The following is a 14,757-nucleotide window of genomic DNA, read 5'->3' on the forward strand; positions in this document are numbered from 1 at the left end:
AAGACATGCATAATTGACTTTGTAATAAAAAATAGAGGCTAAAAATTACCACAAAATTTAATCCTAAATCTGCAATATGGAAAGAAATTGTATGCTTTTTTTGAGTGAAACGTAAACAATTTAATGATACAGTCGAAATATTAAATAGTGAGTACAGATGAAAAAAATTAGGGAGGTATAAACGATGAAGATTAATCCAATTGGCATCCAGGCAATCAATTCTTATAAAAATCAAGCGCGCTCGGTAAATAATCCGAAAACAAATCAATCTTTTGCAGATCAAATTGAGATTTCGTTAAAAGCAAAAGAAATGCAAGGCACATCTACTTATGCAAATGAACGAGCAGATCGCGTGCAAAAGTTAAAAGAAGAAATTCAATCAGGCACTTATAAAGTCGATGCACGTCAAGTAGCAGAAGATATGTTGAAATACTATCGCCGTTAAGCAGTAAAAAGTACAAAATGAATCGTTCAAGTAAGGGAGAGCTATTATCTTTATGTCTATAACAACCATTGTCGCAACGCTCGAAAAGCTTGAGAAGATGCACAAAAGCTTACTCGAATTAGCGGTTGCGAAAACAGATTATATAAAGCAAGGCGATATGGAAAAGCTCGATCAAATCATTAAAAATGAGCAAGCACATATAGCGGCAATTGATACACTTGAGCAACAGCGTCAGTCGATGGTAACGGATTACCTAAGAGCAAAAGGAATTGCTTTCACTGACATTCCAACTGTAGCTGATGTGATTGATGCAGCTAAATCAACGGGATCTGCTGAAGCATTAATCGATGTTCGCGGGCGTCTAATAGAAGTATTAGATAAGCTTAAAAATCAAAATGACTTAAATCAAAAAATGGTATTCAACTCATTGCAAATGATTAATATTACTCTAGATGCAATGCGCCCACGCCAACAAGAACAGTTTAATTACTCTGGAGCAGATGTACGCGGGCAATCGAATATCAACAAAAAATCGTTCACTGAATTCAGGGCGTAAAGCGTGTAATGGATAGCACCACCGACATCGTTTCTTTCGGTGGCTATCCACATGCCTTTTGTCGCCAGTAAAACATACAATGGATTTAAATTAAGGGAGGCAAATTTTATGCGCTCAACATTTATGGGGCTTGAAGCAAGTAAGCGTGGATTACATACACAACAAAGTGCGCTTTATACAACAGGACACAATATTTCAAATGCCAACACACTTGGCTATACTCGCCAACGCGTGAACATGGAAACAACACCAGGGTTTCCTGGAAGTGGGTTGAATACTGGAAAAACAGCAGGTCATATCGGAACGGGGGTTCAAGCACATTCGGTTCAACGTATGCGAGATGAGTTTATCGATCGTCAATTCCGTCAAGAAACAAATAAATTAGGCTACTGGCAATCAACGACAAAATCAATTTCTCAAATGGAAGACATTATGTCAGAGCCATCTGAATTTGGTCTTAATCAAGGGTTCACTGAATTTTGGAAGTCAATGGAGGATGTTGTGTCGAATCCAAAAGATACAGCAGCTCGCCAAGTAATGCTATCTAAAGGTCAAGGTTTAGCTGAATCATTCAACTATATTGATAAACAATTAAAGCTCATTCAAGGAAATATCGGTAATGAGATTAACGTCAATACAAAAACGGTCAACTCCTTATTAAAGCAAATTGCTGACTTGAACCAACAAATTCAAACAGTAGAGCCAAATGGCTACATGCCAAATGACCTTTACGATGAACGAGATGTTTTATTAGATAAATTAAACGAGTTAATCCCGGTTTCAGTTTCGTTCGAAAAATCAGGTGGAAATGCACTAGACATCGCAGAAGGAAGCATGACGATTAAGTTTAAACCTGTAAATGGTCAAGAAATTACACTTGTGCAAGGAAGAGATTTTGCACATTTAAACCCAATGGACTCAAAAGGAAAAGTGATTGATGGCGATGTTGATGACACAACAACAGACGGCTATAACGAGTTCCAAGGCTTTGCGATTTCAGGCATAGGTCATCCACCAACAGAATCAACAACAGTGAATGTTACATACGCAAATTTAGAGTCAAGTAAAGGGAAATTAGCCGCATTAGTCGATGCATTTGGCCATAGTGGTGGCAAAGGCTTATACCCAGAAATGCTAAAAAAGCTGGACGGATTAGCAGCGACATTTATAAAAGAGTTCAATGCAGTGCATAGCAAGGGTGTTGGCTTAGATGGTTCAACAGGCTTAGACTTCTTCTCAGGCACATCTGCAAAGGATATTAAAGTTGCTCTTGATAAACCAGAGCAAATTGCTGCATCGGATACAAATGGCGAAGAAGGTAACAATAAGAATATTTTGGAGCTATCGAAGCTTCAGTCGAAAGTTCTGAACGACTTACAAGGTGGAACATTCCAAACTTACTATAAATCATTGGTAGGAGATATAGGGGTTAAGGGGGAGCAAGCGGTTAAGCTAGAGTTCAACTCAGGGACGCTACAATTACAAATCGCCAACAACCGTGCTTCACATAACTCGGTTTCACTTGACGAAGAAATGACCAATATGATTACATTCCAGCAAGCTTATAATGCCAACGCTCGTATGATCACAGTAGTCGATGAAACACTCGATAAAATTATTAATGGCATGGGCCGAGTAGGATTATAATATCAACTTAGATTAAACAACTTTTACGTTTTACTATGAAAGGGGAATGACAATGCGCGTTACACAATCAATGTTATCGAGTAATATGCTCCGTAACTTAAATAATAGCTACGGAAAAATGTCAAAATACCAAGAACAATTACAATCTGGAAAGCTTGTAAACCGTCCCTCCGATGACCCGGTAATTGCAGTAAAAGGAATGGGCTACCGAGTGGATTTAGATAAAAATGTACAATTCCAACGCAATATTGGAGAGGCACATAGTTGGCTTGATTCTACTGATGAATCTCTTGGTCAAGTTGGCGAGGCACTTAAGCGTGTTAAGGAATTAATCGTTCAAGCTGCGAATGATACGAATACACCAGAAGATCGTCAAAAAATTAATGCAGAGATTTCACAAATTAAAAATCAATTACAAGATATCGGAAATTCAAAGATTGGCGAGAATTATATTTTCTCAGGAACGCATACAAATCAACCTTTATATAAAGATGGTTTACCAAACCCGGATGCGACTTTAACACAAAAAGGATTAGGCGAAAAGATTGAAATTAACGTTTTTGATGGTATAAATATGCAGATTAATACTAATGGAAACGATTTGTTTAAAGATATTGATAGCTTCATGGGGAAACTGGAAACAATTTTAAATGATCCTGCAATGACTGGGAAAGATATAGGGGAAGCATTAGGTGCAACGATTACAGATGGCACGAGTACGATACCTGGTTTAGATGCATTAACTGAAAAAACACTCACGTTACGTGCAGAAGTAGGCGCACGTCAAAATCGTGTTGAGATGATGGAAAATCGCCTATCTCTTCAAGAAGTAAACGTAACAAAGCAAATGTCCCAAAATGAAGATACAGACTTTGCTAAAACGATTACAGACATGGTTACGCAAGAGTCGCTTCACCAAGCCGCTTTATCAGTAGGTGCGAAAGTAATTCAAACTACATTAGTTGATTTTATAAGATAATAATAAAGCGTTTGGACCCGTTCCAAGCGCTTTTCTTGAAAAAAAATAGTTATTAAAGGGAGGGAAATGGATGCGAATCCCACAAATTCAAATTACGACAACCGATATTAATATGGATTGGAATATCTCAAAATCAAGGCAGGTCATTAAGCAACCACAAGCAGATTTAAAAATATCGCAGCCAGCAGCAACGCTCGAAATTAAAACAACAAATGCGAAACTCGATATTAACATGGATCAAATGTGGCGCGATTTAGGATTAAAGCCTTCAGGAGAGATGATTTCCGAGTATGCCCAAAAAGGGAAACAAGGTGCGTTACAAGGAATCGCGCGAAGAGTCAGTGAAGGATATCAGCTAATGAAAGGCGCAGGACGTGGCCAAGAAGGGATGACGATTCCGCAAATTGCCAAGCAAAATCACGGTCCACAACGTCCCGGTCCTTATAATATTAAATTTATTCCTTCAATCGGCTCGGTAAAAGTTAATATTACGCCAGGAACAACCGATGTAAATATTCAGCGCAATGCACCTAAAATTGACGTCCAAGTGAACAAACCAATCCATCAATATACACCTGGAAAAGTAACTGGTACAATGATGCAAAGACCGGACGTACAAATTGACGTGATCGGATAAAAGGAGCCTTAAAAATGAACATTGAAACTAAATTTTTAGGTGAAGTAGAAATTCAACAATCAGAAATTTTAACATTTGAACAAGGTTTACCGGGTTTTCCGGATTATACGAAATACATTTTAATAGGTCTCGATGCAGATTTGCCCCTAGCCCTGTTACAATCAATTGATGCCGCAGAAATGGGCTTCGTCGTCGCGTACCCATATGCGTTTAATAATGAATACGCCTTTGATATTAGCGAGGAAGATAAAAAACAATTGCAAATTAATCATGCAGACGATGTCATTACGTATGCGATTGTGACATTAAAAGAGGACTTCCCTGAATCAACAATGAATTTATTAGCACCAGTAATCGTCAATACGAAAACAAAATTAGGGAAGCAAATCGTCCTACATGATAGTGAAAAATATCCGTTACGCTGCAAACTAGGCACGTTTGAAGGAAGTGCTTTATAAATGCTAGTACTATCCCGAAAAAAAGGTGAAACGATTATGATTGGTGACCAAATTGAAGTGAAAATTCTTTCCATCGATGGCGATCAAGTAAAGCTCGGCATCGTCGCACCAAAATCAGTCAAAGTCCACCGCTCAGAAATTTTCGACGCCATTCAAGCACAGAATAAAGAAGCGCTTGGTGGAACTATTCCGGACTTTATGAAGCAATTGAAGAAGAATTAATTTTGTCCTCTCTACTTATTAAAATAGTAGGGAGTTTTTTGATAGGGAAAATTCGAGCGGCATGCGCGGATCCTCTACGTAAAAATTCTATATGGAAAAAATGTTAGTTATTTTTAATGTTTAAAATGGTGGATAGTCAAAATTGATATACGACTTAAATATAAATATGTGCCAATCGATACGAAAGTCCTTTTTAGCACTTATTTTAAGATATGTTGTATATCGAATTAGATAAATGAGATAAATACGAATTTTTTTATTGTGATTAAAGTTTTCGGGTGAAACAAAATGGTTCTCAAATTTATATTTGAATGCAAAAGGCTTGATACATAGAGGGACATGGGGTTAACTGTGGAACAATCAGGGGTTTTTAGTTAAGGGTTAAGAATAGCTGGATTTAATTAGATACTTGGTTTTGGGGCGGAAAGGGGTTGTGATGCTAATGAAGATTCTTACAGAGGTAAAACTTACACAGCAGCACGATTTTTTACTGCCAGAAAAAATATTTAAAAAAGTTAAATAAAAGATTAAACATTTCAAAACCGCTAACGATATATATAGTGTAAGGCAGGGGGAATCCCCCGAGCCGTACTCCCAACAAGGATGTCGGGAGAAAAAACATTCAAGGAGGAATTCCAAATGAGAATTCAACATAACATTTCAGCTTTAAACACACACCGTAACCTTGGCTTCAACAATGCTCAATCTTCTAAAAACCTTGAGAAATTATCTTCTGGTTTCAAAATCAACCGTGCTGGCGATGACGCTGCTGGTTTAGCAATCTCTGAAAAAATGCGCGGACAAATCCGTGGTCTTGATATGGCTACGAAAAACGCTCAAGATTCAATCTCTTTAATCCAAACTGCTGAGGGTGCTCTTAACGAAACACACTCAATTTTACAACGTATGCGTGAATTAGCAGTACAATCTTCGAATGATACAAACGTATCTTCAGACCGTGCAGATTTACAAAAAGAAATCGACGCATTATCATCAGAAATCACTCGTATTTCTACAGATACTGAGTTCAACACGCAAAAATTATTAAATGGTTCATTTAAAGGGAAGACATTCCATATTGGTGCGAATGAAAAGCAAAACATTAAACTTTCAATCGGTAATATGGGCGCATCTGCATTAAAAGTAAGCAATATTAAAATTTCAACTCAATCAGCTGCTGATAAAGCAATTACAACGATTAATGATGCATTAAAAACAGTTTCAGCTACTCGTTCAGATTTAGGTGCTGTTCAAAACCGTTTAGAGCACACAATCAATAACTTAGGTGCTACTTCTGAAAACTTAACAGCTGCTGAATCACGTATCCGTGATACAGATATGGCAAAAGAGATGATGGGCTTCACGAAGAACAACATCTTAATGCAAGCTGCTCAATCTATGCTAGCGCAAGCTAACCAACAGCCACAAGGCGTATTACAATTATTAGGTTAATAAATAAGTAGTTAATTTAATAATTAATTTTAATAAAGGAATCCATTCGATTATTTGAGTGGATTCCTTTATTTTTATCTGATTTTGACGATAAAAGGAGAGAGGTGAAAGTATTTGTCTAAATATCATATTGAATATTTACCAACAAAAAACAATTTAAAAACAGTAATTGTTAATGGATTTTTACTACATAGTAAATACAATCCTATTCAAGAGTCAACTAGAATTATTGAGAAAGAATTTGAACCCAATGTTGTTCACGTATTATTTGGTTACGGATTAGGTTATATAGCAGAAACATTGAGTAGGAAAATAAATGATCCTTCAAAATTAATCATAATAGATCCAATTTATTCGTTATTGCAAGAAAGTAAAGAGGGGTTAAACGTTATTTCACAGTTTGATATGTTTGAGTTTGAAGCAACGATTGAAATAGCACTAAAAGGTTTTAATAAGAAGGTAAAGGTTATTTGTTCTCCAAATTATGATAAAATACTTCCAAAGGAATTTTCGGAGCTTTTAAAAGTCATAAAAGATGTACAAATGTCTAACGTAGTGAATGAAAATACGTTAAGAATATTTGCGGATTCATGGCAGGAAAATTATATTCACAATTTACTAAATTTATATCGTAACAATTCATTGAGTAAACTTCAAAAAAAATATTCATGCCCAGTAGTTGTCGCTTCTGGTGGACCATCTTTAACAAAACAATTACCTTACCTAAAGAAAATGCAAGATCATGTAATAATTATTGCGGCAGGGTCAACGATTAATTCGCTTTTAAACAATAAAATTGAACCGGATTATATTGTGACGGTAGACGGTTCTATTGCGAATTACAATCATTTTAAAGGTATAAAAAATATTAAATCGAAATTAATTTATGCAATGACAAGCCATTATAAGATTCAAGAAGATTTTGTAAATGAAAAATATGCTTTTGTAGATTTTTGGAATACTGACTGCAAAGAACACATAAAAGGAATTTTTTCAATCGAATTACCACTTATAATGGGAGGTGGATCTGTTGCCAATTTCGCTTTTTCGATAGCAACCTATTTATCGACAGGACCAATAGCGATGATAGGTCAAGATTTAGCTTATACGGATAATAAATCCCATGCGGAAAGTAATAAGTATTTTAGAGAAATTGATAAAAATTTTAGTAATGAAAGAGAACTATTTGAAGTGCCTGGTTATAATGGAGATAAGGTTCTAACTGATTATGTCTTTTTATCAATGAAAAAAAGCTTCGAGGCATTGAATAAGCAGAGTAATCATGAAGCTGAAATTTATAATTGTACAGAAGGTGGAGCGGAGATTGAAGGGATGGATCAATTGCCATTTGGTAATTTCTGTGAGAAGTATGTTGATGATCAATCGCAAGTAATTAAGGACGTTGAAAATAGTCATTCGAATATGGATTTCCTGAATTTTATAAAGATAATGGATGATCATATTAATAGTTATAATGATTTAATAAAGGAATTAAAGTTGGCGCTAAAGATATTAAATCAAAATAAATCAAATATATCTTTTGAAATGAAAACGTTAAATAAATTAAATAAAATAGATGAAATTTTAAAAGTAAAATTTGAGCAAATATCATTAAGCTATATTACAAATCCAATTACTTTAGATGTTTTGAGAAATTATGAACCACCTCTGAATGAAAGTTCGAGGGATACATATAAAAGGGTATATAATCAAAACAAAGAATTATATTCAAGATTGTTGGAAGCAATCGAAAAAACTAAAAAATATACTCTAGATGTAATAGAAAAGGCAAGATCATTATAAAAGTGAGGTAAGAAAAATGGATAACTTAATCATTGAAACGATTGAAAGCTATAATATGTATGTGGAAAAAGTGCCTGTTGGGGCAGAATATATTGCGAACAGTTTAAGAGAAGATAATGTGAATGAAGCATTAAAAGCAATTAAAGACTTTTCAGAGGGGATTCTTTGGCTTTCAGAAGCAAGTAAATTGTTGAAGGTTAATGGTGTGACGGCTAATTTAAATATCGAGAAAATACAAGAATTTTTGATTGAAATAAATAATGGTTTAGAAATACAGGACTATGTACTTGTAGCAGATATGTTTGAATATGAAATTGCCCCATTTTTTCTTGAATTAGAACAGGTAGTAGGTCCGGTACAGTAAGTTGCATTGGCAGGTAAGTACAGCAAAAAATGGTGAGGCAACATTGCAGTTAAATAATGTCGCTATTTATAGTAAATATCGTCCGAGTGAAGATGCCAATCGATGGGTAATTGCCGAGATACATCCAGACGTATCACATTATCTTTTAATAGGCCTAGGTTTAGGTTATCATTTACAAGTATTGGATGATATGGTAGATGGAAAGAGAATAACGGTTTACTATTTTGATCAAGAAGAGTATACCTTATTTAAGGAAAATAGTAATGAAACTTGGTGGCAGCAAAGTCATATTCAAATAGTCAATGATTTAAACGGAATTGACTTTGATGATATGCAACTATTATTACCAAATGCATGGTTGAAGGCTATTGGTGAAAAGCACCCTTTATTTAGTTTGTTAGAGGTAATAAAAATAAATCAAGTGTCCTATAAAAAGAATGCTGTTAAAATGCTAGAAAATTTCAAGCACAATAGCGCATTGGGGGACGAAACAATAAAGGTAGAACAACAAAATAGATTGGCGTGTTTAGTAGCAGCTGGACCGTCTTTAAATAATACAGTTGAATGGCTAAAAGTACACCAAAAGGATGTTGATATATTCGTTGTAGGAGCAGCCTTGAAAATGCTAATAGCAAATGGCGTGCGACCTAAAGCCGCCGTTTTATCAGATGCTAACGATGTTACAATTGCTCAATTTATAGATGGTCACTTTAGTGGTGAGTTGTATTATTTGAGTACTGCAAATAGTAAAAGTATATTGTTGCATGGTGGAAAACGAACGATTCTTTATCAACAAGGTTATAAATTGGCCGAGCAAGAAGCTGAAAAACGTCATGCATCATTAATTGAAACAGGTGGATCAGTAGGTACAACGACATTTAGTTTGCTGGAACAATTAGGTTACGAACGAATAGTACTATTTGGTCAAGATTTGGGCTTCGCTGAGGACAATACGCATGCAATATTATCAACATCTGGAAGAGATGCTTCTACTGACCTATTCCTTCGAAAAATAGAAGCAAATGACGGAAGTGAAATAAATACTTCGGCAATGTTTCAAGTTTTTTTGTCTTGGTATAATGAAAAGATGGAGAAAACAAAAGTTAAAGTATTTAATACAGCCGTTAAAGGAGCAAAAATCAATAATGTTCCCTTAATAAATGAAGTAGAATTTACTGAGCTCATTTCGCACTAAATTTAGTAAACAGAAGTAAAGGGTGAAGAATGTTGGGAAAGAAAATTTTAGTAACCGGAGCTGACGGTTTCATCGGCTCTCATTTAACAGAAGAGCTTGTACGTCAAGGGTATGACGTACGTGCATTCGCTTATTACAATTCATTTAATTCATATGGCTGGTTGGATCATTCATCAGAAGATATTAAGTCATCAATTGACGTATTCACTGGTGATGTTCGGGATCCGTTTGGTGTGAAGGAAGCGATGAAGGGCTGTACGCACGTATTGAATTTAGCGGCACTTATTGCTATCCCTTATTCATATCATTCACCAGCTACATATGTCGATACAAATATAAATGGTACGTTAAATGTTGTACAAGCTGCGCGTGAATTGGGTGTAGAAAAGGTTGTCCACACATCTACAAGTGAAGTATATGGAACAGCTTTATATGTACCTATTGATGAAAAGCATCCATTACAAGGACAATCACCCTATTCAGCATCGAAAATTGGTGCGGATCAAATGGCATTATCATTTTATCGTTCATTTGATACACCGGTGTCGATTATTCGTCCATTTAATACATATGGACCACGTCAGTCAGCACGTGCGGTTATACCAACGATTATTAGCCAGTTAGCCAGTGGTAAAGATACAATCAAGTTGGGAGCGGTTAGCCCGACACGTGATTTTAACTATGTGAAAGATACAGTGAATGGCTTTATCTCTGTAATGAACTCGGAAAAATCAATTGGTGAAGTGATTAATATCGGTTCAAACTATGAAGTATCAATTGGCGAAACAGCTGAAATGATTGCAGAAATAATGGATGTCAACTTAACAATTGAAACGGATGAGCAGCGTTTACGTCCTGATAAAAGTGAAGTGGAGCGTCTTTGGGCTGAAAATAAAAAAGCAAAAGAATTGCTTGCCTGGGAGCCACAATATGGCGGGAAAGATGGATTCCGCCGTGGTTTAGAGGAAACGATAGAATGGTTTACAAATCCGAAAAACTTATCTCAATATAAGGCAGATGTATATAATATATGAATAAACAATGGATGCAATTTGCAGAACGTGTAAAAGCTATGTATGGAAATGATTTTGTGCCTTTACATGAACCGACCTTTGATAAAAAGGAAGTAGAATACGTAACAGACTGCATCAAAACAGGCTGGGTTTCTTCAGTGGGGGAGTATGTGACTCGTTTTGAAGAGGATTTAGCAAAATTTGTTGGGGTGAAGCGTGCCGTTGCTGTTGTAAACGGCACAGCAGCACTACATATTGCATTAAAAGTAGCGGGGGTAGAGGCAGAGGATGAAGTGCTAATGCCATCGCTTACATTTATTGCAACAGCAAATGCTGTAAGTTACTGTCAGGCAGTCCCTCATTTTATCGATGTGCATGAAGATACGCTAGGTATAGACCCATTTAAATTAGACGCTTATTTAAGTGATATTTCTGAAATTCGAGACGGTGAGCTGTTTAATAAACAAACAAATCGACGCATTAAAGCACTTGTACCAATGCATACATTTGGACATGCTGTGCAATTAGATGAACTTGTAGCACTTGCTGAGAAGTTCCATTTAGTATTAGTTGAAGATGCAGCTGAATCACTGGGCACGTATTATAAAGGAAAGCACACAGGAAGCTTTGGTAAAGTAAATGCAATAAGTTTTAATGGTAATAAAATCATTACTACAGGTGGTGGTGGTGCTATTTTAACGAATGACGTAGCATTAGCTGATTACGCAAAGTATTTAACGACAACTGCAAAAGTACCGCATAAGTGGGAATATGTACACGATGAAATTGGCTATAACTATCGCATGCCAAATATTAATGCAGCACTTGGTTGTGCACAGTTAGAAAAAATGCCTGCTTTCATCGAGCAAAAGCAGCAATTGACAGTTAAGTATGAGAAATTATTAGAAGGTTTAGATGAAGTTCGTTTATTTCAACAGCCAAAACATAGCGAAAGTAACTATTGGCTACAAACATTAGTTTTGGATGAGTCGTTAAACAGAGATGACGTTTTGGCATTTTTAAATGAGCAAGGTGTCATGAGTCGTCCAATTTGGCAACCAATGCATGAGTTGGAGATGTATAAAGAGTGTCCAGCGATGAATTTGGAAATAACAAATATGTTGAAGTTGCGTATTGTAAATATCCCAAGTACGCCAATTGAGGGAGATTAGATGAAACATAAAATCTGTATAGTAACAGGTACGAGAGCAGAATATGGTCTGCTCTCTAATCTTATGAAATTAATTCAAAGTGATGAAGAATTTGAACTTCAAATTATTGCGACGGGTATGCACTTATCTTCTGAATTCGGTTTAACATATAAGCAAATTGAAGCAGATGGTTTTTATATTAATGAAAAAATAGAAATGCTATTATCAGCAGATACATCTACATCTGTTGTAAAATCAATGGGGCTTGCAACAATTGGTTTTGCAGACGCCTTGCAACGATTACAACCAGACTTGTTAATTATTTTAGGTGATCGTTTTGAAATGTTAGCGGCCTCTCAAACAGCACTTATTATGCAAATTCCGATTGCTCATATTCACGGTGGTGAATGTACATTTGGTGCTTATGATGATGCGATTCGCCATTCTATTACAAAAATGGCTACTTGGCATTTTACGAGTACAGAATCACATAAAAACCGTGTTATTCAATTAGGTGAAGATCCAAATCGCGTTTGGAATGTAGGGGCGATAGGAATTGAAAATACCTTAAAGTTGCCTTTACTTACCAAAGGGAATCTATATGAAAACTTGGGATTAGACGTGAATAAGCCGATGTTTTTAATAACTCAGCATCCGGAAACAAATGGCGAAAGTGAAGGAATTCATGAGTTGTTATTAGTGTTAGAGGCATATACAAAAGTTAACTTAGTTTTTACCAAATCAAATGCAGACAATGGTGGGCGTTATATTAATAAGCAAATTGAACAATTTGTGAACAAACATAATAACGCGTATTTATTTGATTCACTAGGACAATTACGTTATTTAAGTGCTGTTAAACATGCTGATGTAGTCATTGGTAATTCTTCAAGTGCACTGATTGAAGTGCCTTATTTACACACACCTTCAGTTAATATAGGAGACAGACAGGCGGGCCGGGAAAAGCCTATTTCTGTGCTTGATGTTGCTCTAACTGAACAGGCAATCAAAATAGGAATTGAAAAAGCGTTGCAGTTCAATCAACCATACGAAATGATATTCGGTAAAGGGTATACATCTAATTTAATTATTAAAAAAATAAAAGATATACAAAGCTTCCGTATAAAAAAGGGGTTTTATAATTTATGAACAAGACATATATCATTGCTGAGGCAGGCGTAAATCATAATGGCTCAATGGATATGGCCAAGGAATTAGTTCGTGTTGCTAAGAAATCGGGTGCTGATGCTGTAAAGTTTCAAACATTTAAGGCAGAAAATCTAGTAACCAAAGCTGCAGGGCAAGCAAGTTATCAAATAGCAAACTTAGGTGAGGCTACATCACAATTTGAAATGTTAAAAAAATTAGAATTATCGTTTGAGGAATTTATGCAGCTTCAACAATATTGCGAAGAACTCCATATCAAATTTTTATCGACACCTTTTGATATGGAAAGTGTCGATTTTTTACTAGATGAATTAGCGATTGAAACTGTTAAAATTCCTTCTGGTGAATTGACAAACGCACCTTTTATTTATTATATTGCAACAAAGAAAAAACCGATTATTTTGTCGACAGGTATGGCGACGTTAGAAGATATTCATGAAGCATTGGGATTTATTGCATATGGATTAGGTCGTTTAGAGCCAATTACAATAGAAAGTGTTCAACAGTTTTATAAAACAGATGAAGCGAAGTCATTACTTAGTCAATATGTGACACTGTTACATTGTACAACCCAATATCCAGCACCGCTTGAAACGATTAATTTACAAGCAATGCAACAAATGAAAAATGAGTTTACCCTTCCAATAGGTTTCTCTGATCATTCGGAGGGAATCATTGTACCCGCAGCTGCCGTTGCATTAGGAGCAACTGTAATTGAAAAGCATTTTACATTAGATAAAACTTTAGAAGGACCTGATCATATTGCGTCATTAAATCCTACTGAATTAAAAGAAATGGTGCAAGCTATACGACAAGTAGAGATTGCATTAGGAACAGGTAAAAAGCAACCTGTAATGGAAGAGCTAAATAACAAAGTTGCCGCACGAAAAAGCCTAGTAGCAAAATCCAAAGTAGCTGTTGGAGAAGAACTTACAAAAGATAATTTAACTGTAAAAAGACCGGGTGGCGGAATACAACCAAAGGAATATTGGACCTATATCGGGAAAACAGCGACTAAAACATATGAAGAGGATGAGCTTATTGATGAATAAGCCTGTGATTGTCATTGGGAATGGTGGACACGCGGCAGTGTTAGCTGAAACATTGTTACAGCAAGAAAGAGAAATTTTAGGTTATACAGCGCCAGCAAAAGAAACGAATAAATTCCAATTAGATTATTTGGGAACCGATTCGGTAATTGCTTCATTTAAACCAGAAGATATTGAGCTTGTATTGGGAATTGGTACAGTGAACCGATCAACTGTTAGGAAGACACTTTTTGAGGGATTCAAAGAATTAGGATACATTTTTGGGAAAGTGGTTCATGATACAGCTTATATTGCACCTTCTGCAAAAATAGGTGATGGGGTGCAAATTATGGCTGGGGTGATACTTCAAAGTCATGTTGAAATTGCCGATAATACAATTATAAACACAGGAACAATTATTGATCATGATACTAAAATTTGCTCTCATGTACATGTTGCACCAGGAACAAATATTTCAGGTGGAGTAAAAATTGGAGAACAAACACATGTCGGGACAGGAACAACGATTATTCAAAATATAGAAATTGGGAGAAACTGTTTAATTGGTGCGGGGTCTGTTGTCGTTAAAAATATCCCTCATGATAAAAAAGTATATGGTGTTCCTGCAAAGGAAGTGTGA

16 protein-coding genes are annotated in these 14,757 nt (G+C 35.8%); all 16 read left to right on the top strand.

What is annotated here, in order from left to right:
- Positions 1-184: 184 nt before the first annotated feature.
- Positions 185-445 (top strand): flagellar biosynthesis anti-sigma factor FlgM, encoded by a 261-nt coding sequence (gene flgM / locus CSE16_RS02960; protein WP_099422498.1) that lies wholly within the window; start codon positions 185-187, stop codon positions 443-445.
- Between the two features lie 52 nt (positions 446-497).
- On the top strand, positions 498-1,001 hold the full coding sequence (locus CSE16_RS02965) for a flagellar protein FlgN (RefSeq protein WP_099422499.1): 504 nt from the start codon (positions 498-500) through the stop codon (positions 999-1,001).
- A 108-nt stretch (positions 1,002-1,109) separates the two neighbouring features.
- The gene (gene flgK, locus CSE16_RS02970) at positions 1,110-2,648 is read left to right on the top strand and encodes a flagellar hook-associated protein FlgK (protein WP_099422500.1); all 1,539 of its coding nucleotides are present in this window, start codon (positions 1,110-1,112) and stop codon (positions 2,646-2,648) included.
- A gap of 52 nt (positions 2,649-2,700) precedes the next feature.
- On the top strand, positions 2,701-3,627 hold the full coding sequence (gene flgL, locus CSE16_RS02975) for a flagellar hook-associated protein FlgL (protein ID WP_099422501.1): 927 nt from the start codon (positions 2,701-2,703) through the stop codon (positions 3,625-3,627).
- Positions 3,628-3,697: 70 nt separating this feature from the next.
- Entirely contained in the window at positions 3,698-4,264 is a 567-nt protein-coding gene (locus CSE16_RS02980) for a DUF6470 family protein (RefSeq protein ID WP_099422502.1), read from the top strand.
- Between the two features lie 14 nt (positions 4,265-4,278).
- Complete coding sequence (gene fliW / locus CSE16_RS02985; protein WP_099422503.1) at positions 4,279-4,722, top strand: flagellar assembly protein FliW; 444 nt, start codon at positions 4,279-4,281, stop codon at positions 4,720-4,722.
- Positions 4,723-4,944: a carbon storage regulator CsrA gene (csrA, locus tag CSE16_RS02990; protein ID WP_099422504.1), complete on the top strand. Its 222-nt coding sequence runs from the start codon at positions 4,723-4,725 to the stop codon at positions 4,942-4,944. It abuts the gene before it with no gap.
- Between the two features lie 639 nt (positions 4,945-5,583).
- Complete coding sequence (locus CSE16_RS02995; RefSeq protein ID WP_099425735.1) at positions 5,584-6,396, top strand: flagellin N-terminal helical domain-containing protein; 813 nt, start codon at positions 5,584-5,586, stop codon at positions 6,394-6,396.
- Positions 6,397-6,510: 114 nt separating this feature from the next.
- Positions 6,511-8,199: a motility associated factor glycosyltransferase family protein gene (locus tag CSE16_RS03000; RefSeq protein WP_099422505.1), complete on the top strand. Its 1,689-nt coding sequence runs from the start codon at positions 6,511-6,513 to the stop codon at positions 8,197-8,199.
- 16 nt (positions 8,200-8,215) lie between these two features.
- Positions 8,216-8,563: a DUF8042 domain-containing protein gene (locus tag CSE16_RS03005; protein WP_099422506.1), complete on the top strand. Its 348-nt coding sequence runs from the start codon at positions 8,216-8,218 to the stop codon at positions 8,561-8,563.
- A gap of 1 nt (position 8,564) precedes the next feature.
- Positions 8,565-9,758, top strand: coding sequence for a motility associated factor glycosyltransferase family protein (locus tag CSE16_RS03010; protein WP_099422507.1), 1,194 nt, complete (start codon positions 8,565-8,567; stop codon positions 9,756-9,758).
- Between the two features lie 29 nt (positions 9,759-9,787).
- Complete coding sequence (locus CSE16_RS03015; RefSeq protein ID WP_099422508.1) at positions 9,788-10,792, top strand: NAD-dependent 4,6-dehydratase LegB; 1,005 nt, start codon at positions 9,788-9,790, stop codon at positions 10,790-10,792.
- Positions 10,789-11,943: a LegC family aminotransferase gene (locus tag CSE16_RS03020; RefSeq protein WP_099422509.1), complete on the top strand. Its 1,155-nt coding sequence runs from the start codon at positions 10,789-10,791 to the stop codon at positions 11,941-11,943. Before CSE16_RS03015 ends, CSE16_RS03020 begins: the two co-directional genes overlap by 4 nt.
- Positions 11,944-13,071: a UDP-N-acetylglucosamine 2-epimerase gene (gene neuC, locus CSE16_RS03025; RefSeq protein WP_099422510.1), complete on the top strand. Its 1,128-nt coding sequence runs from the start codon at positions 11,944-11,946 to the stop codon at positions 13,069-13,071.
- Complete coding sequence (gene neuB / locus CSE16_RS03030) at positions 13,068-14,141, top strand: N-acetylneuraminate synthase (RefSeq protein ID WP_099422511.1); 1,074 nt, start codon at positions 13,068-13,070, stop codon at positions 14,139-14,141. The genes neuC and neuB overlap by 4 nt, the downstream gene beginning before the upstream one ends.
- On the top strand, positions 14,134-14,757 hold the full coding sequence (locus CSE16_RS03035) for an acetyltransferase (RefSeq protein ID WP_099425736.1): 624 nt from the start codon (positions 14,134-14,136) through the stop codon (positions 14,755-14,757). The genes neuB and CSE16_RS03035 overlap by 8 nt, the downstream gene beginning before the upstream one ends.

The sequence above is a fragment of the Solibacillus sp. R5-41 genome (assembly GCF_002736105.1).
In the GTDB taxonomy this organism is placed as follows: Bacteria; Bacillota; Bacilli; order Bacillales_A; family Planococcaceae; genus Solibacillus.